We start from the raw sequence: 21,916 nt of genomic DNA, 5'->3' as shown, positions 1-21,916 counted from the left end.
AGGGCCAGATCACACCCACAAAAATCCGTCGATTGCCGGGCGGAGCGGTACGGAAGATGTCGACCCCCCTTGCATAGAGCACATTGAAGTGACATTTGGAGAGTGTCGTGCGAACACCCGCTGCTTTGCGTAGCTGTGCTGGCAGCGCGCCGAGCTTTTCATGGTAGGTCAGAGTTGGCATGAGCGCATGGGCCCGATGCACCGGCACAAGAGCGACATGCTGATAGTGCTGTGCTTTCAGGCTGGGTAGCAAGATAGCCTGCCGTGCCAACGGCACAAGATGTCGGCTTGAACCAAGCCTCTTGCGTGTTCACCACGACCTGACCCCAGTCACCAGTGACACAGCGAGTTGACTAGGTATCAGCCCTTGACGGTTGGGGTAACGGATCCCGTGCAAAGATTTTTTGTCGATTTCTCGCAAATCTTGCTGCCATTCTTCTACTCTCAGCTCCCGATGCAGTTTTCAGAAAGATCCCGGCATCCTAGTGTGGTGTTTCTGAAACACCACACTAGCGACACAGTGTGTCCACACTGTTTAGATGGTTATGCCAACTGCTCAACCTGTTAAGGAGGCCGTGATGATGTCAGATGTTCTGACTGTGGCGGTGGTGGTTATTCATATGATCCGTATGCTGAGACGCTGCGAGAATGCAATAGCTGCGATGGCGATGGGCGCAGATTCATGTGAATATTGTGGTGGCCAAGGAACCGTCTTTTACGATCCCTTCCGTGGAACTGGCTATTTATCTGAAGATGATTAAATTAGCTTGAACTGGTCACCATGGTTCAGCAACCACACAGGTCTGCTAGAAAATTTGCCCCATTTACACCTACCTCAACCGGTATGCAGGGTGCTCCTGCGTATTCGAGGTATCTAAGCCGATGCCGCCCGTTACCGAAAGTGAGACAAGGACGTCTCTGCTTAAACCAAAGAGATCGCCAAGTCCTTACCTCGTCAAAGCTGAATGTCAATCTCGGCATTTCTGGGTGGCTGCTCGTGGGTTGAAGAAAGCTGGAGAGTCCTGCGAGTTGTTGGGGGGGCCAGGTATCAGCGCGAGGAATGGCGGATAGGGAGTCGTTGTTGTTCTCATACATCGCGATAAATTTCTTGGTATCGACCAAAATCACAACATAGTTAGGTGCCGACCGTCCTCGCGTGAAAAAGATGCTTGAGTAAGCGGTATGTTTAGCGCTTAAAGGCACAGTCCAGACGCCGGACTGTTCAGTAATTCCACATTGCATTCAAACATCCTATTTGGTAAACGCTAAAGGCACGCGCGCATCTGAACGTGAAGTGTGGAAACTGCCTGTGACTTTCTGAAATGTCAATCTAACCAAGATCAACAATTTCTCTTTTTGAACGCAGATAGCTAATCAAAAAAGCTATAGCGATAACAACTCAATAAATCGCCCAACACCCCGGCGTCAGCAGCTCAACCAGATTTTCATCCGGATCGCGGAAATAAATACTCGACCCGCCTTTTGGCCACTCGGTCCGGCCTTCGATAGCGACTTCTGCCAGAACAAGTCGGTCTACCCACGGTTGCATCTGGTCGGCGTCGATTGCGAAGCACACATGAATACGCCCGTGCGCATCGTGAGGCGGAATTTCTCCGCCGCTCAGGTACTGCGTCTGCAGCGAAGCGCCGCGTTTGAACAGCAGTAGCGTGTTTGAATCGCCGACATTGAAAGCGACCAATGTCGGGCTTTCAAACATGACGTCCAGTTCAAGGGTGGTGAGGTAAAAGCTTTTGGCTTTCGCGAGGTCGTCTACGTAAAGCGCGGTTTCTATGATTCTGTTCAATCGTGGCATCGGTCGTCATCCTTTTCGGTTCTGCAACAAATCGCCAATGATCAGCACGTGTTGCTGATCATCGATGGCGCCTTGCAAGTTTTACTCTGGATGCCGACGAGCTGGCCAATGTTCGGTTCTTATCTACGTCATGTACGTCAGCTATTGAAAGACAGGGCCAGCCCAACTAGCCCCGACGAGTCACCACCAGCTCCACCGCCGCAATACGGTCCACGTCCTCATAACCCTCTTCAAGCAATTCTTCGCTGAACACATCCGGGTCCAGTTCGCGATAGGTCCATGCCAATGCCGCATGATCAATGTCGTCCCGCACAGCCTCGAAGAACGGGTCATGTTCACCGACCATGGCCACTCCGGTGTAAAGCACCAGTGAGCCACCGCGAGTGAGGCGATCCAGCGATTCGCGCAGGATGCGCACTGACAGGTCCGCGCCCAGCGCGTCGCCGCCGTGGCGGTAGGCTCGGCGTTTGGCGTCTTTCATGTAGGGCGGGTTGGCGACGATCAGGTCGAAATTGCCGGTCAGCCCCGAGAGGATGTCGCTGTGGCAGCACTGCATATTGTGCAGCCCGGCCACGACGGCGTTGGCCTGAGCAAAATGCAGTGCCTTGGGGTTGATGTCGACGGCGTAGACCTGCGCGTCCGGGCGCGCAACGGCGATCAGCAGCGCACCAGCGCCTGTGCCGCAGCCGATGTCTGCTGCGCGTTTGATCGGGTGCGAGGTGCTTTGCAGGTGGTGATTGATCGATTGTGCAAAGCGATAGGTGTCGGGACCAAAGAAGACCGAGTCTTCATCCAGGGTCGGGAATGCGGAATGCATCAACAGCAAATCATCCAGGCTTGAAAACCTGACCCGGCTCTTCAAGCCGTCTTCGCTGCGCTCAAGAATGCCGGCTTCCAGCAGGCCTTGTGCCTCGGCAAGCGGCAGCATGGTTTCCGGTATCAGGCGGCTCCAGCCGAACACGTCGCGCAGCGAGGCGGCCGTGCGGTTTTCCGGGCGTTGATTGACCTGCTGATGAGTCAACGGCGTAGGCGTTACAAAACGATAACCATTGGTTTTGAGGCGCTGCGCCAACGCAATCAGTGCAGCCTGATCCGGTAAAGAAGCGCCCGGTAAAGAAGCGTCTGGTAGAGAAACACTCATGCACTAACCCCTGTCACTCGCTCAGCCATGCTGCTGACAAACAGGCGTGTGGCGCACAATCCCGCAGCCGTCGCGTGCCTGGCGGGCGACATGCTCTCGATCAGCGTGGGCATCTTCTCGGACGCGGCCGCCGCGTCGAGTTTCATGTGCAGCTCGCGTACGTCCGGGTCGGCGTCTGTGGCCGTGGGTGCGCCAGCAATTGAAGAGGGCTGACCAGCGTTTTGCAGATTGCGAAAACGCGAGCGAAACGCTTCGGGCAGTCGTTTGCCAACCGTCGGTGGCGCGCTGCCGTCCGACAGCCAGTCACCCGCTATCCAGTCGTGCATCAGCTGCTTCTCATAGCCGTTGAACACCCCGAACATCGGCGCGCCGACGCCCTCGAACAGTTTCCAGAAGCGACTGTGAACAGGGTCTTCATGACGCTTGATCCAGCCCCTGCTTTGCAGCACGTCGAGAAACTCCGGGATCTGGTCGGGTTGCGCGAGCCACTCGTTGACGGTCTTGCCATCCAGCCGGCAATAGTCGGAATGCATGTGCTGACCGAACGTGCGCTTGCGCTCGAGCATCGCGACCACTTCCTGCTCCAGATCGAAGGACTGGATCACGGCGGTAGAACCCATGCCCAGCTCGTTCAATCGGTAACCACTGGCGACCCGGCGATAAAACTCGTCGCGTTCCTGCCCCACAGGCAGCAGCTCGATGACGCTTTGCGCAGCCTTGCGGGCATGGCCGGTGCTGGCGTTATCGATGGTCACGTGCAGGGTGAAGTAATACGGGTCGATGCCCAGTTCGTTCAGCTCGAACGAGGTAATGAGCAAGTGCAGCGGCAGTTGCTCGTAGCCCAGGTTGTAGCCGATGACTTCGGGCAAATATTGCTCGCTCAACTGGCCCAGTGACAGCTGAATGGCACCTTGCAGATAGGCTTCATCGGGCAGCGGGGCGCTGGTGTCGCAGTCCAGGTCGGCGAGCAGTTTGCGATACAGCGACACGTGGTTCTGCGCTTGTTCACCGTCGCCCAATTCTTCCAGATAGGTACGAATCAAACCATGAAAGCGGTAGTCCGCCCAATGTGGCAACAGACCATACAGCCAGGCACCGTCGACCAGTTTGGCCGGTGCCACCTGCTGGATGAAATACATTGCCTGAGCTTTGGTTTTGAAAAAACGTCGTGGCTGCCCGGCGCGGCGTTGTTCCAGATACTGCGCGTATTGATCGGCTACAACGCCTACGTTCTGTTCCATCCATTGTTCAAGCGCCTCGGGCTGGGCCGGAAGATCACAGTTTTCCCGCTCGGCCTGGGCCAGACAGTGGTTCAGAAACATGGCCGCATCGTGCTGATGTTCTGGAGCACGCTCATTCATCCATGATTGGTAGATGACTTTTGCACATGCTTCTTCAACAACGGTTTTGACGACGGCATTGCCGGCCATCACTTGAAGAGACGTCATGAAAATCGTACCTCGGCAGTTGAAAATCACCCTTGACGCGGTCATGCGGGACTTTCTGTTTTTCTGTGCAGCTGTTCTATGCAACGTAGACAAGTGAGTGCCGCACCTCGGGTAAAATTCAGCGTATTTTGCCGGGGACCGATAGGTGGCAATGGTTTCAGGCGTCGTTATTCCCTGAGGGCGAATGGCTTGGGCCTGTTATACAAAAACCGGGTCCCCTGTGCCGTTCTAGCAACCTTTCCGGCTGTAGGTTGCGTGCGTCAGAAAGGCTGAACGCAGGTTTTTCGTATGGGCCGTAGCTGTGTGTCACACAGCCGCCAACGAGAAGCTGGCAATGATTGCCAAGGACAAGAAGCTCGAGGTGTCTGAAGACCCTATGCTGATGGACAAAGCCAAGGCCATGATTCTGGAGATGCGCGAGAAGTCATTTGACCAGGCGTGTGCGAACAATCAGGTTGTGGCGCACGAACAAGCGATCAGTGTCTCGTCCGCGCCCTTTTCCTCTGCCAGCGTTTCACTCAGCAATTTCACAGCGTCTTTCATATCCAGACGCGTGGCCATGTAGATAATCCTTTTCGAACATTAAGTTATCCACAGGCGAAGCTGAAGTTCAGCCTCGCGTGCAGGGGTATTAAGGTGTTGCAGAATGCGACTCAAGACCGGGTCGTCAGCGTCTGGGCAAGTTGTTATCAAGCAACGTTCCAACACCGAAGACTTTGATGGCCATGACCACCTGAAAGCCTTTGCGTGCAAGACGCGCCTGTGCCTCGAAAGCACGAAGCCCATTCACGAACACTGCGCCTGTCAGTGCATTTTCAAACTCGCCATCAGGCGAGAGGGGCTTGCTGGAGCGTGACTGCTTCATGATCCTTTCTCCTGATCGCGGTGTCAGCGTTGTTCAAAGCGTCCCGAAGGGCTGCCTTCGCAAGGCAGCCCTTTGAAGGAGAACTTCTTAACGATCGTCGCCCTGAACAAAACCCGACCCAAGGTCAGCACCGGTAACGGGATTGGAGTCCGGGTCGGACATAGTCCGTTCCTTCAACATTTCCAGAACCTCTGCATCGTTGGCATCCAGCGTCACAGACGCAGAACCATCACCGCCATCGACGGCTGGCTGCGGCGACTCGACAAACTCCCACTCGCCGCCCTGATTCCAGGGGCCGCGTACATTGGGCTCGCCGGACATGTTGAAGAACTTATTGGTGAACTCCGGCATACCGGGCAACTTGCCCTGCGGGAAGTTGGGCTGGATGGCGTGCAGGGCTTTTTCGAAGGACAACTGGTGAGCGATCTCACGGGTCATCAAAAAGCCCAGTGCTTCTTTCACGCCTGGATCATCGGTGACGTTCATCAATCGCTCGTACACGATCTTGGCCCGTGCTTCAGCGGCAATGTTAGAGCGAAAGTCGGCTGTCGGTTCGCCAATGGTGTCGATGTAGGCCGCGGTCCACGGTACACCGGCCGAGTTGGTCAACGGCGCACCGGCGCCATACAGCAGGCTGGTGATGTGCGAGTCGTTGCCATCGCCGTTGATGGCGCGGTACAGCTCGCCTTCTTCTTCGATGCCCTCAGCCAGTTGGCCTTTGGCACCTTTATTGAGCATGACAATAATCGAGCCCACGATTTCGAGGTGGCTGAGTTCCTCGGTAGCGATGCTCATCAGCAGGTCTTTGCGGCCTGGATCATCTTCGCTCAGGCCTTGAGTGAAGTAACGTCCAGCGGCAGCCAGCTCACCTTGCGCACCACCAAACTGCTCAAGCAGCAGGTTGGCGAGTCCTGGATTTGGACGGGCTACACGGACGGTATATTGAAGTCGTTTGTTATGAATGAACATGTCGTTTCCTCAGGCTTTGTCTCTTGGGAAGCGTCAACCCATACGAATGGGCTTGATTCAACGCAGTCACTGGCTATGAGAGAGCAGACGTGTGAACGTGCAGGTAACTTTTCTTCGACAGGATGAGCGGTTTAAAAAATGGAGTTCAATAGAATTTTCATATTTGCTGTAAACGACAAACTTGAAATTTTATGAGCTGGAGGCCCGCGCAAAGAGCCTCACAGCGGACAAGTCCAAACGTGGCTGAAACTTCCAGTGCGGCCGTTATAAAAAAAGTCTATTAGTTACCTGTAACACGACTCTATCCATTTGAATGGGTTGATGCATAGCTACATGCCATCATCTTAAATGACGGTATTAATATTTTGAATTTTTCGAAAGGGCTGCGATCTGTTTTGCGAGTCGACAAAGCAGGAGCACTCCCATGGCTGATGAAAAACACTACCGTATCGATTACCTGCTGCATGGCAGTTACAAGACGTTCTACATAAGAGCGGGTGTCATGGACAACAAAGAGGCCTGGCATTGGGCGTCGGTGGATGCAGGGTTCGGTGCGATTCCCAAGTACCGTTCCGATCCGGTGCCCAAGCTGAGCAAGCCTCAGGCTGAAAAGCTCGGGTTGTCGAATGTGGAGTGGACGAGGGCTTGAAACACAGCCTTGGTCTGCTCGGTCATTAACGCTCGCCGTCGTGCGCCACGATGTCGCACGACGGTGTAGCGGTTGATGCATAAAAACCGGTCGATCGGCCAAAACCAGCGTGTCTCCCGTGTTATCTGTCTAAAAACCCCCGTTTGAATCAACACCCGGCCCTGACTCTGTTCGTCATGCGCCATCCCCGCCGGTCCCCTTGCACCTTCTCAAGCTCACGTTCCATATGCCCTGGCCGATAGCTGGGTATCAGATTATGGCCCTCATTGAACTTCTCGATGAGGCATGCCTCTGAGGTGATGTCACAGTGCCTTCATCTGAACGAATATGCCTGTTCAGCCTTGGCAAAGATGACGTAGCACCTGTCGCGACGCGAAGAAGGGATTTTCTTTAGCCGTATCAGGCACCCTAATTAAAAAGAGAACGTTATGAATATCCTTTCGCCTGGTGTTTACCTGACCAACCGCCTGCGCTTCCCTGCCAAGTTCGCCGTATTAGCCATCATCGTCGTCATTCCGCTCATCGTCCTGGGGTTGCGGGTGTTCAACAGCCTGAACTCGAGCATCGACACCGTCGCCCAAGAGCGCGTCGGTCGAGAGTACCTGCACGTCGTAACGCCCATCCTGCGGCTGTCCATGCTGCAGCGTGCGGCAACCAACCGTTTGCTCGCTGGCGATGCGTCCGCGGCTCAAGATCTGGTCACCAACCGTGGCCAACTCGAGACCGCTTTCAATAACCTTGCCGACATGGACGCTCGTCAGGGCCTCACGCTGGAAACCGAGAATCGCGTGCAGCGCCTGCGTGACGGTGCCCGCTCGTTGATGGATAGCGTCAAGCCGGGCCTTGCGCAAGACGAGTTTTTTGCACAGTGGAACGAGCAACTGGCTCAGACACTCAACTTTATCTACTACGTTTCGGCCACCTCGGGCATGGTGCTGGACGAAGATTACGCCTCGCTGTTTATGATCGACCTGAGCACCATCAGGATGCCTCGGGAAATCAACGTGGCCGGTCAGATCCGTGGCATTACGGCGGGATTGAGCACCGGGCAGGGCCTGAACGTACCGATGCGCGGTTCGCTTGAAAGCCTGTTGAAGATCGAGCTGCAATTTCGCGCGGAGCTTGAGCAAAGCATTCGCCTGCTCAAGCGTCGCGCTCCAGAACTCGCTGCCCGTATTGGCGAGCCGATAGCCACTGCCACCTCAACGATGGACAGCTTTCGCAACGATCTCTCGACCTACGTCAGAGGTTCTGAGTTTTCAGTGCAGCAGGGTCAGGCGCTGAGTGCTCGCGGCAATATCGTGGTCGCGGGCCTCTACAAGGCTCAGGACGAAATTCAGACCGCGCTTCAGGGCGAACTGGATGCGCGCTACGACGCGCTCCTGCTTCAACGCGAAGTCGTCATCGCCATGTGCGTGGTGATGGGCCTTTTGCTGCTCTATGCGTTCTGCAGCATTTATCGCGCCTTGCGCGTTGCCATCGACAGTCTGCTGGGTGTTACCCGGCGTCTGGCAGACGGCGATCTGAGTGCTCGTGCGCAGGTGATCAGCAAAGACGAAATCGCGGATATCGGCAACGGTCTGAACGTGATGGCAGAGGCGTTCGCCAGCTCCATTTCGCACATGGATCGCACTTCCTACGAGCTGTCCGACGTCGCTGCACGACTGGGCACCTCCATCGGTCTGGCCAAGCAATCGATGAACGCCCAGCAGGCTGAAACCGAACAAGTGGCCACGGCCATCAACGAGATGACTGCGAGCGTCGCCGACGTGGCGCAGAATACCGAAGGCGCGGCGATGGCGGCTGATGCGGCGAACACTGCGTCGCGAGACGGTTTGCGCATCATGGGCCAGACCCACTCGACCATTCAGGCGTTGGCTGAAGAAGTGGAAATCAGCGCCCAGAAAGTCCAGGCCCTGGCCCTGCACAGTCAGTCGATTGGTGGCGTTATCCAGGTTATCAGCACGATTGCCGACCAGACCAACCTGCTGGCCCTGAACGCTGCCATCGAAGCCGCCCGGGCCGGCGAGCAAGGGCGCGGTTTTGCGGTGGTGGCTGACGAAGTCCGCACCCTGGCATCGCGCACCCAGGCTTCCACCCAGGAGATCCGCAGCATCATCGAGCAACTGCAAAGTGCAACCCACGCCGCCGTGCAACAGATGCAGGCCGGGCAGCACAAGGCGCAGGCCTGTATCAGTGCGGCCAGCGAAGCATCGGGCAGCCTGTCGAGCATCAGCCAGGGTGTGGAGCGCATCGTTGAGATGAACACCCAGATCGCCAGTGCCGCGGTGCAGCAGCATGCGGTGTCCGAGGACATCAACCGCAATGTCATGGAGATTCGCAACAGCTCCGGGACCCTGATGCTGGGCATCGACAACAATGCGGTCACGGCCGAAGAGTTGGCGCGGGTTGCCAGTGACATGCGCAGTGTCGTGGCGCGCTTCAAACTGGTTGCCTGACCTGCCGGGGGCGTTCAGCCCCCTGGCTTCCCCCGAATCAGCGCTCAGGCGCTGATTTCTTTTTTATAAAGTTTTGCTCCTGTGCGGCCGATAGCTCTGGCGCGCGGTTTTGCTGTCCATAAAAACAAATCTTCAGCTCTTTCAGTGCACTTAAAAAAGCATAATCAGGAGATTTTATGAACAGCGGCTTTGCGAATATCAGCGTCAACATGAAGTTGGCATTGGGCTTTGGGACAGTTCTTTTTTTCACTGCCATTCTCGCCTTCGTCGGCTGGACCAGCCTCGACAAACTCATCTATCGCACCGACAGAATCGGCAACATCACTGAACTCAGCAACAACCTGACCAACCTGCGGGTTGCGCGTCTGCAATACATGCTCACCGAAGGCGACGAGACCGCCGCGCAGAACATGCAGAGCAAACTGGACGTCTTCCGCACGCACCAGCAATCGCTGCTGACACAGTTCACCAACCCGCTCAACCTGAAGCCTCTGGGTGAGCTGTCGGATATCACCCGCGATTACGAAGCATCGCTGAACCGCATGCGCGCGGCTTATCAGTCCGGTGCAAAAGTGCGTGGCGAGATAGCCACCCATGCTGGCGCTGCTTCTCAAACCATTGAATCGCTGAACAATGCCGTGATGCAGATGGACCCTTCGGAGCCGGCGCGTTTCGACCAGGCCTTGTTGGTAAACACCGCCAGGCAGGACCTGCTGTTGGTGGGCAATGAAGTGCGTGGTTACACCGCCAAGCCGGATGAAAAGACCGAGAAGGCTGTCTTCCAACTGCTCGATACTGCCATCAGCCATCTGGACAAACTGAAATCCGCTTTTGATGCGGGCAATCGCGAGCGGATTACGCAACTGGAAACCGCTCTGCGTAACTACCGTGCCTCAATCGATGCGTTCAAGGTGACGATCCAGACCGCTGGCGCAGTTCGTAAAGACCTGACCACGCAAGGTGCGGCCATCGTCAAACTGGGCGAAGAGCTGTATGGCATCCAGATGCAACTCGCCAAGGCAGATACCGCCAAAGCGCGAAACTTGCAGTTGGGCTGCGTTGTGCTGGTGATGCTGTTCGGTATTCTGGCGGCCGTCATCATTACCCGTCAGATCACCCGTCCGCTGCGCGATACGCTGGCCATTGTCGAGCGCATTGCGTCCGGCGACCTGACCCATTCGGCGGCCATCACCCGACGCGACGAACTGGGCGTGTTGCAACAGGGCATCCAGCGCATGGGCGCGACCCTGCGCGACCTGATTTCCGGGATTCGCGACGGCGTGACGCAGATCGCCAGCGCTGCCGAGCAATTGTCGGCGGTCACCGAGCAGACCAGCGCTGGCGTCAACAGCCAGAAGGTCGAGACCGATCAGGTCGCCACTGCCATGCACGAGATGTCCGCCACTGTTCACGAAGTTGCGCGCAACGCTGAGCAGGCATCCGTTGCTGCATCGGATGCCGACAAGCAGGCGCGTGAGGGCGACAAGGTGGTGGGCGAAGCCATCCAGCAGATCGAACGACTGGCTGCCGAAGTCGTCCGTTCGTCTGATGCGATGAATGTGCTGGAGCAGGACAGCGACAAGATCGGCAAGGTCATGGACGTGATCAAGGCGGTTGCCGAACAGACCAACTTGCTCGCGCTCAATGCGGCCATCGAGGCCGCGCGTGCGGGTGAGGCGGGTCGTGGTTTTGCGGTGGTTGCCGATGAAGTGCGCGGTCTTGCCCAGCGCACGCAGCAGTCCACCGAAGAAATCGAAGGCCTGGTCGCTGCCTTGCAAAACGGTACTCGTCAGGTGTCGGGCATCATGCTGGGCAGCCGCACGCTGACTGACAGCAGCGTCGAGTTGACGCGCAAGGCGGGTACGTCACTGGAAAGCATTACCCGTACGGTGTCGAACATCCAGGCCATGAACCAGCAGATTGCAGCGGCTGCCGAACAACAAAGCTCGGTCGCCGACGAAATCAGCCGCAGCATCGTCAACGTTCGCGACGTGTCCGAACAGACCGCCGAAGCCAGCGAAGAAACCGCAGCATCCAGCGTCGAACTGGCCCGCCTGGGTGGCCAGTTGCAGATGATGGTCAGCCACTTCCGGGTGTGATGAGGGGGCGTTGAGACGCCTGTCGTTGCGCACGCTCCAGCGTCGGATGCCGTGCGTGACGCTTTGCGTCACACCTCTGCGCCGCTCATTCAAGACCGGACGCAGAGCGTCCAGAACGGCATTCGACGCAGAGCGTCGCACGATAGTTGAGATTATCGTTGCGCACGCTCCAGCGTCGCAATGCCTTGCGCGAGGCTCTGCGTCACAACTCTGCGCCGCGCCGCATACTCAAGATCGGACGCAGAGCGTCGCACGATAGTGAGGTTATTGTTGCGCACATTATTAGCACGTTAGTCATAGCACTATACGTTGGTATATATAACCCATACTGACAGATAAACATGACCTACTTTTGCAGGTTATATCTATTGTTTAAATCCCTATAAGCTTTACCTCATTATCCGGCAGCCATTAATGCCCTTTATCTGTAATCGCTGAAAGCCCGTCTGCTCGTAAAGCCGACTGGCCTGCGCCTGTGCAGCCGATTCGAGGTGAGCAATGCATTCTATATTTGAACTCGGTAAAAGCCTGCGTGCGCCCCGTTTTGTAAAACACGGTGCGCGTAATACGTATTGGGCCGATGGTCTTTGCCTGGCCTTACTTGCGCTGTTTGTCGCGCTGGTGCTGTTTGGCGCCAGTCAAATGCTGCAGCCGATTGAAGTGCTCACTTCAAGCCCGATGAGCCTCGACCCTGCACGGTTGCCCGAGTACGCATTGCGCACCACGCTGCGCATGTTCATTGCGCTGGCGGCGTCGTTGATCTTTACCTTTGTCGTGGCCACGCTGGCGGCCAAGAGCCGCAAGGCCGAGCACGTCATCATTCCTGCGCTGGATATTCTTCAGTCGGTTCCGGTGCTGGGTTTTCTGACGTTCACGGTGACGTTCTTCATGGGCATGTTTCCTGGCCGGCAATTGGGCGTCGAGTGCGCCGCCATCTTTGCGATCTTCACCAGTCAGGCGTGGAACCTGGCGTTCAGCTTTTATCAGTCACTGCGCACCGTGCCCAGCGACCTGAGTGAAGTCAGCCGCCAGTTCGGCCTGTCCCCTGTGTTGCGCTTTACCCGGCTGGAACTGCCGTTCGCCATTCCGGGGCTGGTGTGGAACATGATGATGTCGATGTCCGGCGGCTGGTTTTTTGTGGTGGCCTGCGAGGCGATTTCGGTCGGCGACACCACCGTCAACCTGCCCGGCATCGGTTCCTGGCTGGCGCTGGCCATCGAGCAGAAAAACCTTGCCGCGATTGCCTGGGCCGTCGGCGCAATGGCGCTGGTGATTCTGGCCTACGACCAGTTTCTGTTTCGCCCGATAGTGGCGTGGGCGGACAAATTCCGCTTCGAGCAAACCGCATCGTCCAAGCGTCCCCGCTCCTGGATGTACAGCCTGCTGGGCCGCTCGCGTGTGGCACCCATGCTGAGCGCGCTGCTGGCGGCACCGTGGAAAGGCCTGATGCTGATCAACGGGCGCGGTGTTTCCCGGCTGTGGAAAGTGAAGCCCACGCCCGGTGTCGTGCGTGTTATCGACTACCTGTGGCTGGCGCTGGTCATGGCGGGTTGCCTGACCGCCAGTGTCTACCTGTTCCATTTCATCGAGGCGTCATTGGGCTTCAGCGACATGGTCGGCGCGTTTGGTCTGGGGCTGGCGACCATGCTGCGGGTGATCGTGCTGATCGTCATTGCCAGCCTGATCTGGGTGCCCATCGGTGTGTGGATCGGCCTGCGCCCGGTCTGGGCCGAGCGGTTGCAGCCGATTGCGCAGTTCATGGCAGCGTTTCCGGCCAACGTGCTGTTCCCCTTTGCGGTGATCGCCATCGTCGGCCTGCACCTCAACCCGGACATCTGGTTATCGCCACTGATGGTGCTCGGCACTCAGTGGTACATCCTGTTCAACGTGATCGCCGGGGCCAGTGCACTGCCGACTGACCTGCGCGAAGCGGCCAGCATGTTCAACATGCGCGGTTGGCAATGGTGGCGTCGTGTGGCGCTGCCGGGCGTGTTTCCTTACTACGTTACCGGCGCGCTGACGGCGTCGGGCGGCTCATGGAACGCCAGCATCGTCGCGGAAGCCGTGTCGTGGGGCGATCAGCATCTGCAGGCGGCCGGGCTGGGTTCCTACATCGCCAACGCGACTCAGGCGGGTGATTTTCCACGCGTCGCGCTGGGCATTGTCGTCATGTCGATTTTTGTGATCGCGTTCAACCGGTTGCTGTGGCGCCCGCTGTACGGGTTTGCCGAGCGACGTCTGAGTCTGGTGTGATTTTGTGTGATTTTGTTTTAGGGAGGGCGCCATGATGATGGCTGTCGAAACGCGTTGCCTGGTAGATGTTCAGAAGGTCCGACACGTATACGGCAAAGGCAGCAAGGAGCGCCTGGTGCTGGAAGACGTGACACTGCAACTCAACGAGAACGAAATCGTCGGTCTTCTGGGCCGCTCAGGCTCGGGCAAGTCCACCCTGTTGCGTTCCATCGCCGGGTTGGTGGTGCCGACCGAGGGCGAGGTGAATTTCCCTCGTCGTGTGCAGGGGCGGGCGATGTCGGTGGGCATGGTGTTCCAGAGCTTCGCCTTGTTCCCGTGGCTGACCGTGCTGGAAAACGTTGAAGTCGGGCTTGAGGCGCAGCGTGTGCCTGCTGCCGTGCGTCGCAAGCGCGCGCTGGCGGCCATCGACCTGATTGGCCTGGACGGCTTTGAAAGCGCTTACCCCAAAGAGCTGTCCGGCGGCATGCGCCAGCGCGTGGGCATGGCGCGGGCGCTGGTGATCGACCCTGACGTGTTGCTGATGGACGAGCCTTTTTCTGCGCTCGATGTGCTGACCGCCGAAACCCTGCGTACTGACCTGCTGGACATGTGGAGCGAAGGGCGCATGCCCATCAAGTCGATCCTGATGGTCACGCACAACATTGCCGAGGCCGTGCTGATGTGCGATCGCATCCTGCTGTTCTCCTCCAATCCGGGGCGGGTGATCAGCGAGATCAAGGTCGATCTGCCACAGCCGCGCAATCGTCAGGACCCGATTTTCCGGGCATTGGTGGAAGAAATCTACGTGCTGATGACCCAGGACAACGATGCCGGCGAGATTCGTCAGGGCGTGTTTCCGGGCACCGGTCTGGGCATGGTCTTGCCGCAGGTGTCCACCAATGCGCTGGCCGGTCTGATCGAAGCGATCCATGCGCCGCCTTACAGCCTCAAGGCCGACCTGCCGGAACTGGCCAGCGCACTGCATTACAACGCCGACGAGCTGTTCCCGATTGCCGAAGTCCTGCAACTGCTGCGTTTTGCCGAGCTGAAGGGGGGCGACATACGTTTGCTGCCGGCTGCAAATCGCTACGCACTGGCGGATGTGGACGAGCGCAAGCAGCTGTTTGCCCAGCATCTGCTGAGCTTCGTGCCGCTGGTCGCGCATATTCGGCGGGTGCTGGATGATCGCCCTACGCACACGGCACCGGCGCGGCGTTTTCGTGATCAGCTGGAAGATTTCATGTCCGAAAGCGACGCCATGCAGACCCTGAATGCTGTTACCCAATGGGGCCGCTACGCCGAGCTGTTCGCGTACGATGAGCTGGCCGATCAGTTCAGCCTGGATAACCCGTCCTGAGGTTTGTAAGACATACTCGGCGGGCCTTTTGAAGAGCGAGAGGGTGCAGATGCACGAACCGGAATCCTGTAGCAAGGCTGCGCTGGCAGTCAGGTGGGTCGCGTTGCTGTTGCTGGCGCTGGTTATCGCGGTCGCCGACACCCTGACCGATCTGGAGATCGCCGTGGGCGTGTTCCAGATCGCGGTGGTCTTGCTGGCCGTCATGCTCCTGCCGGTCAGGGGCGTGCTTGTCATTGCGCTGGTGTGCATGGTGCTGACGGTGGTCAGTTACGAGCTGACCACCTCCAGAGGCAGCGAGGCGTCCGGGCTGGTCAATTGTTTCATCAGCCTGGCGGCCATCGCCATGACCACCTGGCTGGCGCTGCGCCTGGCTCGGGCCATCCGTACGGTTCATGAGGCGCGTTCGCAGCTGGCACAGATCGCCCGGGTCAATCAGTTGGGCGAGCTTGCTGCGTCCATTGCCCACGAGGTCAATCAGCCGCTGTCGGCCATTGTCATCAGCGGCAACGCCTGTCAGCGCTGGCTGGCCGCCGAACCGGTTAACCTGGAAAAGGCCCGGCAGGCAGTCGAGCGCATGATCGGTGATGCCAATCGTGCTGGCGATATCATCGTGCGCGTGCGTGCGCTGGCCAAACGTTCGTCGACCTACAAGGAGTGGATCAGCGTGGCCGACACGGTGGCCGAGATCGTGGCGCTGGCGCACAGCGAAATAGACGCGCAGGGCGTCGCACTGACGGTCGAGGTCCCGGAGGGTTTGCCGCCGCTGTTGGCCGACCGGGTGCAGATCCAGCAAGTGCTGCTCAATCTGATGCTCAACGGTGTGGATGCAATGAGCAAGGTCGAGACGGATCAGGCACAGCTGGAGATTCGGGTCGATTGGCGCGAGGGCGGCGATATCGGTTTCGCAGTGCGCGACAATGGCATCGGCGTGCAGGCGGACAACACCGACCGGCTGTTCGATGCCTTCTATACCACCAAGCAAGAGGGGATGGGGATTGGTCTGGCGATCAGCCGATCGATCATCGAGGCCCACGGCGGACGCATCTGGGTCACGCCCAACCCATCGATCGGTGCTACGTTTCACTTCACGCTGCCCACCGGAAAGATGGAAACCTGATGAACACACTCGCTGCTGCCCCGCAGGCCGAAGAGCCGATCATCTATGTGATCGACGACGACCTGTCGGTGCGTTCGTCGCTGGAAGACCTGTTGGCGTCGGTGGGCCTGCGCAGCCTGTTGTTCGGCTCGACCAAAGCGTTCATGGAGGCTTCACGCCCTGATGTGCCGGGCTGCCTGATTCTGGACATCCGCATGCCGGGCATGAGCGGCCTGGACTTTCAGGAGCATATGGCCAAATCCGGGATTTTTCTGCCGGTCATTTTCATCACCGGGCATGGCGACATTCCCATGTCGGTGCGGGCGATGAAGGCGGGCGCGATTGAGTTTCTGACCAAACCCTTTCGCGAGCAGGACCTGCTGGATGCCATCCAGCAAGGGCTGGCGCAGGATCGCAGCCGTCGCCAGAGCGCAGCGATCGAAGCCCGCTTGCAGCGCCGCCACGCCAGCCTCAATCAGGGCGAGCAGCAGGTGATGGCGCTGGTCGTCAGCGGCTTGCTCAACAAGCAGATTGCCGCGCAACTGAACGTGAGTGAAATCACCGTAAAAGTCCGACGCGGCTCGGTCATGCGCAAGATGGAAGCCGACTCGCTGGCTGATCTGGTCAAGTTCGCCGAGCGGCTTAAAGAGCTTCATTGATCCCTGTCCGCGCATTCGTTCGCTTTTGATTCTGGCCGAAGGCCATGCGGACCGGGCGACGCCCAGGTATCCACGCGCTTTGGTGGGAGTGGACCGGGCGAAAACACAGAAAGTAAGACGTCTGAAGCACCGTCTTCGCGTCTACTCGTTCACCAACCGCGGCAGTACGTAATTGCGCACGACGTACAGCGAGCCCTCTGCGCTCAGGTGCCCGGAGTCGATCTGCAGCAGTGAGGTGCTGTTTTCCGGACGCACCCGGCAGGCGTCGGCGATGCACAGTTTGTCGATCAGCGAGACGAACTGAATGCCCGCCGACGCCGCCAGCTCGCGGGTGGCCTGATCCACCGCCATGACGTTCTGGTCCAGCGCCGGATCGCTGATGTATGACTCGGTCAGCCCCCAGTGACGGTTGGCGATGACGCTGGGCAGCGATGGATTCCACGACGGCAGCGGGCCGATCAACACAATGTGTTTCACGCCCAGGCGCTTGAGCCGGGCTGCGATACGGTTCCAGTCGGTCTTGTCGTGGCTATCCTTTTGCGCGATGACTACGATATCCGGGTGCAGCCTCTCGATGCCTTGCAGCGCGGTGCGGTTGGAATAATCACAAGCCCGGCTGGTCGCCGACGCGCGTCCGTCATGGTCGCTGAGGCTGGGCAGGCAACTGGCCGACGCTACCTGATAGAACGGCGTAGTGCGCGCCAACAACGTGCGCAGCCCGAGCGACAGCGCCTGCGCGTGGGAGTCGCCCCACAGAAACACGCCCCCCGTGCCCTGTTTGCGCGTGCACGCCTCGTCGATGTCGGTTTGACCGCGCTGGGTCTGGGCTGAAAACGCGTCACACTTCAGCCAGTAAGGTTCGTAAAGGTTGTGCTGGCGGTCAACGTATTCCTGGATGAAATGCGCCTTGTCCGAAAGACTGATCGGGCGCACCGGCGATATCACTCCCTGAGTCGCACTGACCAGCGCGCCGCCCGTGAATACCAGAACAATCAGTGTGCCGAGCGGGGCAAACCTCCAGGGCCTCGCAGGTTGGCGTGTGCCGAAGGGCTGCTCGATCAGCCGCCACGACGCCAGCGCCAGCATCAAGGCCACGCCGATTCCGAGTGACACGTTGCGCAGCTCGCCCAGCCAGCCGGCGTAACTCATCCACACCACCACCGGCCAGTGCCAGAGATACAGCGAGTACGACAGCTTGCCGGTCCATTGCGACAGCGGGTTGCAGGTCAGCAGCGAGTCGTTGCGTGCTGCCGCGATCACCGCGAAAGTCCCCAGCACCGGCAGCAGTACCAGGTACCCCGGCCATGTGTCCTGCACTGACAGCGCGAAGAAACCGACCACGATCATTGCCAGCCCGACCTGTTCCAGAACGCGCTGCTGTAGGGCTCTCAGTTGAAACGGAAACAGGCACGCCACGCCGCCTGACAACAATTCCCAGGCGCGGGTCGGCAACAGGTAAAACGCCGCCTCCGGCCATTGCGACGACGCAAATACGCAAAAAATGAAACCCGTCAGGCACCCGCCCAGCACCCACCAGCGCAGGTTGTGCAGCGCGACGAAGCGGCTGAGCATCAGCAGTGCGATCGGGTACAGCAGGTAAAACTGCCATTCGACTGACAGTGACCAGGTGTGCAACAGCCATTTCTCATGGGCGCTGGCGGTGAAGTAGCCGGCCTCGCGCCAATACACAATATTGGAAACAAACCCCAGGCTGCTGGCCACATGCGTCCCCAACGCGCTGTAGTCCAGTGGCAGCAGGTAAAACCAGCCCGCCAGCAACAAGGCCAGGCATACCGCCGCCAGTGCCGGGACGATGCGCCTGGCCCGTGACGCATAGAACGCCGTCAACCTGAAGCTGCCGTTTCTCAGGCCGCGCATGATGATTCCGGTAATCAGATACCCCGAGATCACAAAAAACACATCCACCCCGGCAAAACCGCCAGGCAGCCAGGCAGGGTGAAAGTGAAACAGCAGCACGGCGATAACCGCAATGGCGCGCAGGCCATTGATGTCTTTTCTGAAGTCCATTTGAGAAAGTCATCCATTGTTAAGCGGGCGGTGGAAAAGCAGATTCGGCGGCTGGCAGCTAACGGCTCAGCCGAATGATCCTGGGGAAATCGCTCAGGCTGATCGAGGCTGAACAATGATCGTCATGACACGCCCACAACTGATCGCTGTTGACCTGGCCGCGCTCGGCGTTAGTGGTATTGATCAGCCGTACAGGGCCGCTCATGGGGTGTTTGCTGGTCACCTGAATGTCTCGCGGTTTGCCGATGGCCCACGCCACCAGCACGCGCTCGTCGCCTTTGTCGAAATACAGCTGATAAAGGTCCTGCGTCAGCGTGCTGGCCTGAACGTCATAGGTGAAGTCGCGAACCACCGGCGCTATCGCCTTCATCATGGTGTAGGCGGGCTTGGGCGACAGGTCTTCATTGAGCAAGCCGAAGTTGTGCTCCTGATCGCGGCGGTCTGGCCCGTCGTTATAAAGGTCGTACCACCACATGCCTTTGACATTGGGCACCGTGCGGGCCAGAAAGTAGAGACGCGCCATGTACAGCGCCTGAGTGGTTTCGCTCTTGCCACACGCACCCTGATGGCTTGGCCAGCCTGTTTCGGTCAGATAGATCGGCACGGCGCGGCGCGCCTTTTGGCGAATATGCTGCTCGTAACCGGCTAGCCAGCGCACCCAGGCTTCCGGGGTGTTGCCATCGTTGGCGGCACAATGGGCATAAGGGTGTACGGAAAGACCATCGACCAGATCCAGCGCGCCGCTTTCGATCAACGGGTCAGCGAAACCGGAATCCATGCCGCCAGGCGTCACTGCACCGGCCAGAATCTTCGCCCGTGGACCGATGGCACTGCGCGTGTTCTTGCGAATCACCGGCGCGGTTTTCTGTACCAGCCTGACGTAGTCCAGGGCAAGTTGACGGTCCTTGGGGGCTTCGAGGTCCCACTCATTCCAGATTTCGTAAAAACTCACCCGATTGCCCAACTGCCGGGTGACGTAATCGACGTAACTCAGAAAGGGTTTCATCACCTTCTGTGTACGGGGCTTGGCGTTGTCGTGGAAGTACGTGCTGTAACCGAGGATCGCCACCCGGCTCAAGTTGCGCTCCTGGGCGGTTCGCAGGTAATTGCGCCATTGCGGGGTGATCCGCAGGTGATAGGGAGCAAACTCTGCGGTGGACCAGAAAATATCGTCCCTGACCGAGTTGAAACCGGCCTCGGCAGTGAGCATCAGCGGTTTGTGCAAGGGGCGGTTGTAATTCATCAGGTGCGTACCGACGCCCACGATGAAAGCAGGTTCGGCATGGACAGCCGGAGCACTGCTCAGGCAAGCGAGCAGTGCCAGGCACGCTATGGTGCGGCACGAAAATGCGTTCAGGGCGGCCATCTCAGCGTGGCTCCGCATGCGTGATCAACTGCAGCGCGGGAGAGTGGCCTTGTGAGGCGACTGCTTCACTGCGGGCAATGGCATAGCCAATCGCCAGACCGACAAACAGGTTGGCGACCGCAACCTCGAACATGTCGGTGGTCCAACTGATCAGGCACCAGCAAAAACTGATGGCCAGCAGCATGCGGCCGACGCGGGTCGGGTCATCGAGCAGTCTGAAAAGCAGCGGAATCTGCAGCCCATACAAGAGCAGTCCGACCACGCCCAGCATCGCCCACAGGTACAGGGCGGAGCTGTCCATGCCTAAAAATACGCCGCTACCTTGTACCGGGAAGATGGCCATCGTGCTGCCGACCATGCCGAAGCCTGCGCCGCTGATCATCCAGCCTTCACGGCTCATGGCGTCGATCAGCGTGGGCCAAGTGTTGATCAGCCGGTCGTAAAGCGAGGCCAGCGAGCCGCCGCTGCTCACGGTGTGTGCATCAGGACTCAAGATCAGACCCAGCGTCGGCAGCAGCAAACCGATGCACACCACCAGCACGCAGAGCGTCCTGCAGGTCCAGCTCATTCGCTGGATCAGCAACAGGCCGATGGTCAGGGCAAATGCTGCGGCCGGCGCTTTACTGGTGGTCAGCACGATAGCGTAAAGCGCCACCACGCTCAGCAATACCCTCAGCAGACGCGAGCGCAGGAACATGAGCAGGTACAGCGCGTAGAAGGCGATCATGATCGACAGCACGTTGGACACCCTGGCAAACCCGGCAATGCGGTCCACCTGGTCGTCGCTCCATGTGGTGTTGGCGCTCAGCTCGGTTTCACCGAGGGTGTAGCTGTAACCTTTCCACGGCACTGACGTTAATGTGTCCAGAGCCACGCCCAGCAGCGAGGCCAGCAGGCAAAAACCGATCGCCCATTGCAACAGCGTGCGGCGATGCAGCAGGTGCTTGCCGCAGACCAGCCCGAACAGCAGCGGGCTCAAGGCAAACAGACTGAACGCCAGGTTGTGGATACTGGCGCGATGGAGCATCGCCAGCAGGCCTGAGATCAGCCATAGAATCATGTACGCCCAGAACAGCCGCCCGGCCTTGAACGTGCGCAGTTCGAGGATGAACAACAGGATGCAGGCGGCTTTGGGCAGATAGAGCAGGGGGCTGATGCCGGCCTGATCGAAATAGAAGCGCAGGGCACCTGAAAACGTCTCGACCAGCATCAGGCTGATAGCGACCCATGTCACTGCAGTGGATGTATCAAAGGAAATCATCGACGACCTGGCGTCGGCACTGCTCGCAGGATTGAACGCCATGCTGGCTGCCTTCTGATATGCATCAGGGAAATTACGCGGACAAAGCTACCGCCCGACGCTGTGGATAAACGCGTCGATACGAATGAGCCTGGGAGGTGAAGCGAAGTCTGGAGCGAATGCTCGCAACGGCGTGACAAGACGTATATCAGTCGCAGATCGGGGAACTGTCAATTAATTAGTCAGGATTAGTGGATATCCGGTAGAGCACTCGGCTTTTCTAGAAGCGGACCGGGCGACGTTTCGCTTGTCCACGATCTGCCGGGAACCGGTAGCAAAACCAGCCGCCTCGATGCACCAGATACAACCGATGCGGCCTGTTTTGGGGCCGCTTCGCAGCCCTTCGCGGACAAGTCCGCTCCTACGCCCTGCGGGCAGAAACGCTTTGCGCGGCAGCGGGCCGGGCGGCGCTTCGCTTTTGTGGGAGCGGACTTG

The 21,916-nt window shown here is 58.5% G+C and carries 18 protein-coding genes and 3 pseudogenes; 11 read left to right on the top strand and 10 right to left on the bottom strand.

What is annotated here, in order from left to right:
• The first annotated feature begins 578 nt into the window (after positions 1-578).
• Positions 579-761, top strand: a complete 183-nt coding sequence (locus tag QRN38_RS02450; RefSeq protein ID WP_057417687.1) for a hypothetical protein — start codon at positions 579-581, stop codon at positions 759-761.
• A gap of 25 nt (positions 762-786) precedes the next feature.
• Here QRN38_RS02450 and QRN38_RS28130 read toward each other — a convergent pair whose 3' ends face one another.
• The 4 genes from QRN38_RS28130 to QRN38_RS02435 form a co-directional block, all read right to left on the bottom strand.
• The gene (locus QRN38_RS28130) at positions 787-1,242 is read right to left on the bottom strand and encodes a plasmid fertility inhibition factor family protein (protein WP_007244955.1); all 456 of its coding nucleotides are present in this window, start codon (positions 1,240-1,242) and stop codon (positions 787-789) included.
• Between the two features lie 157 nt (positions 1,243-1,399).
• Positions 1,400-1,813, bottom strand: coding sequence for a VOC family protein (locus tag QRN38_RS02445; protein ID WP_057417688.1), 414 nt, complete (start codon positions 1,811-1,813; stop codon positions 1,400-1,402).
• A gap of 166 nt (positions 1,814-1,979) precedes the next feature.
• Positions 1,980-2,954: a methyltransferase gene (locus QRN38_RS02440; RefSeq protein WP_057417689.1), complete on the bottom strand. Its 975-nt coding sequence runs from the start codon at positions 2,952-2,954 to the stop codon at positions 1,980-1,982.
• A complete protein-coding gene (locus QRN38_RS02435) occupies positions 2,951-4,402 on the bottom strand; it encodes an iron-containing redox enzyme family protein (RefSeq protein ID WP_057417690.1) in 1,452 nt (483 codons plus the stop codon). The genes QRN38_RS02440 and QRN38_RS02435 overlap by 4 nt, the downstream gene beginning before the upstream one ends.
• Positions 4,403-4,706: 304 nt before the next feature.
• Between QRN38_RS02435 and QRN38_RS02430 the strand changes: the two are divergent.
• Positions 4,707-4,886, top strand: a pseudogene (locus tag QRN38_RS02430) (DUF4142 domain-containing protein); the annotation flags it as partial.
• On the opposite strand, the gene QRN38_RS02425 reads toward QRN38_RS02430, so the two are convergent.
• From QRN38_RS02425 to QRN38_RS02415, 3 genes are all read right to left on the bottom strand, one after another.
• A complete protein-coding gene (locus QRN38_RS02425) occupies positions 4,853-4,945 on the bottom strand; it encodes a hypothetical protein (RefSeq protein WP_235814507.1) in 93 nt (30 codons plus the stop codon). The pseudogene QRN38_RS02430 and the gene QRN38_RS02425 overlap by 34 nt on opposite strands.
• 124 nt (positions 4,946-5,069) lie before the next feature.
• A complete protein-coding gene (locus tag QRN38_RS02420; protein WP_057417692.1) occupies positions 5,070-5,267 on the bottom strand; it encodes a hypothetical protein in 198 nt (65 codons plus the stop codon).
• 87 nt (positions 5,268-5,354) lie between these two features.
• Complete coding sequence (locus QRN38_RS02415; RefSeq protein WP_057415336.1) at positions 5,355-6,236, bottom strand: manganese catalase family protein; 882 nt, start codon at positions 6,234-6,236, stop codon at positions 5,355-5,357.
• 424 nt (positions 6,237-6,660) lie between these two features.
• Between QRN38_RS02415 and QRN38_RS02410 the strand changes: the two genes are divergently transcribed.
• The 9 genes and pseudogenes from QRN38_RS02410 to QRN38_RS02380 all read left to right on the top strand — a co-directional run bounded on the left by QRN38_RS02410 (position 6,661) and on the right by QRN38_RS02380 (position 16,787).
• The gene (locus QRN38_RS02410) at positions 6,661-6,885 is read left to right on the top strand and encodes a DUF6555 family protein (RefSeq protein ID WP_007244962.1); all 225 of its coding nucleotides are present in this window, start codon (positions 6,661-6,663) and stop codon (positions 6,883-6,885) included.
• 428 nt (positions 6,886-7,313) lie between these two features.
• Positions 7,314-8,474, top strand: a pseudogene (locus tag QRN38_RS28125) (methyl-accepting chemotaxis protein); the annotation flags it as partial.
• Positions 8,475-9,344, top strand: coding sequence for a methyl-accepting chemotaxis protein (locus tag QRN38_RS28120; RefSeq protein WP_371245728.1), 870 nt, complete (start codon positions 8,475-8,477; stop codon positions 9,342-9,344).
• A 176-nt stretch (positions 9,345-9,520) separates the two neighbouring features.
• A pseudogene (locus QRN38_RS28115) lies at positions 9,521-10,540 on the top strand (methyl-accepting chemotaxis protein); the annotation flags it as partial.
• Between the two features lie 39 nt (positions 10,541-10,579).
• Positions 10,580-11,443: a methyl-accepting chemotaxis protein gene (locus QRN38_RS28110; protein WP_407719243.1), complete on the top strand. Its 864-nt coding sequence runs from the start codon at positions 10,580-10,582 to the stop codon at positions 11,441-11,443.
• A gap of 498 nt (positions 11,444-11,941) precedes the next feature.
• Entirely contained in the window at positions 11,942-13,696 is a 1,755-nt protein-coding gene (locus QRN38_RS02395; RefSeq protein WP_057417695.1) for an ABC transporter permease, read from the top strand.
• A gap of 31 nt (positions 13,697-13,727) precedes the next feature.
• Positions 13,728-15,032 (top strand): ABC transporter ATP-binding protein, encoded by a 1,305-nt coding sequence (locus QRN38_RS02390; RefSeq protein WP_005739694.1) that lies wholly within the window; start codon positions 13,728-13,730, stop codon positions 15,030-15,032.
• 49 nt (positions 15,033-15,081) lie between these two features.
• Complete coding sequence (locus tag QRN38_RS02385; protein ID WP_005768275.1) at positions 15,082-16,149, top strand: sensor histidine kinase; 1,068 nt, start codon at positions 15,082-15,084, stop codon at positions 16,147-16,149.
• Entirely contained in the window at positions 16,149-16,787 is a 639-nt protein-coding gene (locus QRN38_RS02380) for a response regulator transcription factor (RefSeq protein ID WP_005768277.1), read from the top strand. The genes QRN38_RS02385 and QRN38_RS02380 overlap by 1 nt, the downstream gene beginning before the upstream one ends.
• Positions 16,788-16,928: 141 nt before the next feature.
• Here the strand turns inward: QRN38_RS02380 and QRN38_RS02375 are convergent, their stop codons facing one another.
• The 3 genes from QRN38_RS02375 to QRN38_RS02365 are packed head-to-tail and all read right to left on the bottom strand — an operon-like array spanning position 16,929 to position 21,484.
• The gene (locus QRN38_RS02375; RefSeq protein WP_057419141.1) at positions 16,929-18,815 is read right to left on the bottom strand and encodes an acyltransferase family protein; all 1,887 of its coding nucleotides are present in this window, start codon (positions 18,813-18,815) and stop codon (positions 16,929-16,931) included.
• A 58-nt stretch (positions 18,816-18,873) separates the two neighbouring features.
• A complete protein-coding gene (locus tag QRN38_RS02370; RefSeq protein WP_057419142.1) occupies positions 18,874-20,181 on the bottom strand; it encodes a glycoside hydrolase family 113 protein in 1,308 nt (435 codons plus the stop codon).
• Position 20,182: 1 nt separating this feature from the next.
• Complete coding sequence (locus tag QRN38_RS02365; RefSeq protein WP_057419143.1) at positions 20,183-21,484, bottom strand: hypothetical protein; 1,302 nt, start codon at positions 21,482-21,484, stop codon at positions 20,183-20,185.
• Positions 21,485-21,916 lie beyond the last annotated feature (432 nt).

It is taken from the genome of Pseudomonas sp. CFBP2511 (genome assembly GCF_030209255.1).
GTDB classification, from domain to species: domain Bacteria; phylum Pseudomonadota; class Gammaproteobacteria; order Pseudomonadales; family Pseudomonadaceae; genus Aquipseudomonas; species Aquipseudomonas avellanae.
This window is presented reverse-complemented; position numbering and strand designations above follow the sequence as displayed.

Coding starts and splice junctions, on each gene's coding strand:
- QRN38_RS02450 (WP_057417687.1), top strand. CDS start 579: ATGATGTCAGATGTTCTGACTGTGGCGGTGGTGGTTATTCATATGATC.
- QRN38_RS28130 (WP_007244955.1), bottom strand. CDS start 1,242: ATGCAATGTGGAATTACTGAACAGTCCGGCGTCTGGACTGTGCCTTTA.
- QRN38_RS02445 (WP_057417688.1), bottom strand. CDS start 1,813: ATGCCACGATTGAACAGAATCATAGAAACCGCGCTTTACGTAGACGAC.
- QRN38_RS02440 (WP_057417689.1), bottom strand. CDS start 2,954: ATGAGTGTTTCTCTACCAGACGCTTCTTTACCGGGCGCTTCTTTACCG.
- QRN38_RS02435 (WP_057417690.1), bottom strand. CDS start 4,402: ATGACGTCTCTTCAAGTGATGGCCGGCAATGCCGTCGTCAAAACCGTT.
- QRN38_RS02425 (WP_235814507.1), bottom strand. CDS start 4,945: ATGAAAGACGCTGTGAAATTGCTGAGTGAAACGCTGGCAGAGGAAAAG.
- QRN38_RS02420 (WP_057417692.1), bottom strand. CDS start 5,267: ATGAAGCAGTCACGCTCCAGCAAGCCCCTCTCGCCTGATGGCGAGTTT.
- QRN38_RS02415 (WP_057415336.1), bottom strand. CDS start 6,236: ATGTTCATTCATAACAAACGACTTCAATATACCGTCCGTGTAGCCCGT.
- QRN38_RS02410 (WP_007244962.1), top strand. CDS start 6,661: ATGGCTGATGAAAAACACTACCGTATCGATTACCTGCTGCATGGCAGT.
- QRN38_RS28120 (WP_371245728.1), top strand. CDS start 8,475: ATGGCAGAGGCGTTCGCCAGCTCCATTTCGCACATGGATCGCACTTCC.
- QRN38_RS28110 (WP_407719243.1), top strand. CDS start 10,580: ATGGGCGCGACCCTGCGCGACCTGATTTCCGGGATTCGCGACGGCGTG.
- QRN38_RS02395 (WP_057417695.1), top strand. CDS start 11,942: ATGCATTCTATATTTGAACTCGGTAAAAGCCTGCGTGCGCCCCGTTTT.
- QRN38_RS02390 (WP_005739694.1), top strand. CDS start 13,728: ATGATGATGGCTGTCGAAACGCGTTGCCTGGTAGATGTTCAGAAGGTC.
- QRN38_RS02385 (WP_005768275.1), top strand. CDS start 15,082: ATGCACGAACCGGAATCCTGTAGCAAGGCTGCGCTGGCAGTCAGGTGG.
- QRN38_RS02380 (WP_005768277.1), top strand. CDS start 16,149: ATGAACACACTCGCTGCTGCCCCGCAGGCCGAAGAGCCGATCATCTAT.
- QRN38_RS02375 (WP_057419141.1), bottom strand. CDS start 18,815: ATGGACTTCAGAAAAGACATCAATGGCCTGCGCGCCATTGCGGTTATC.
- QRN38_RS02370 (WP_057419142.1), bottom strand. CDS start 20,181: ATGGCCGCCCTGAACGCATTTTCGTGCCGCACCATAGCGTGCCTGGCA.
- QRN38_RS02365 (WP_057419143.1), bottom strand. CDS start 21,484: ATGGCGTTCAATCCTGCGAGCAGTGCCGACGCCAGGTCGTCGATGATT.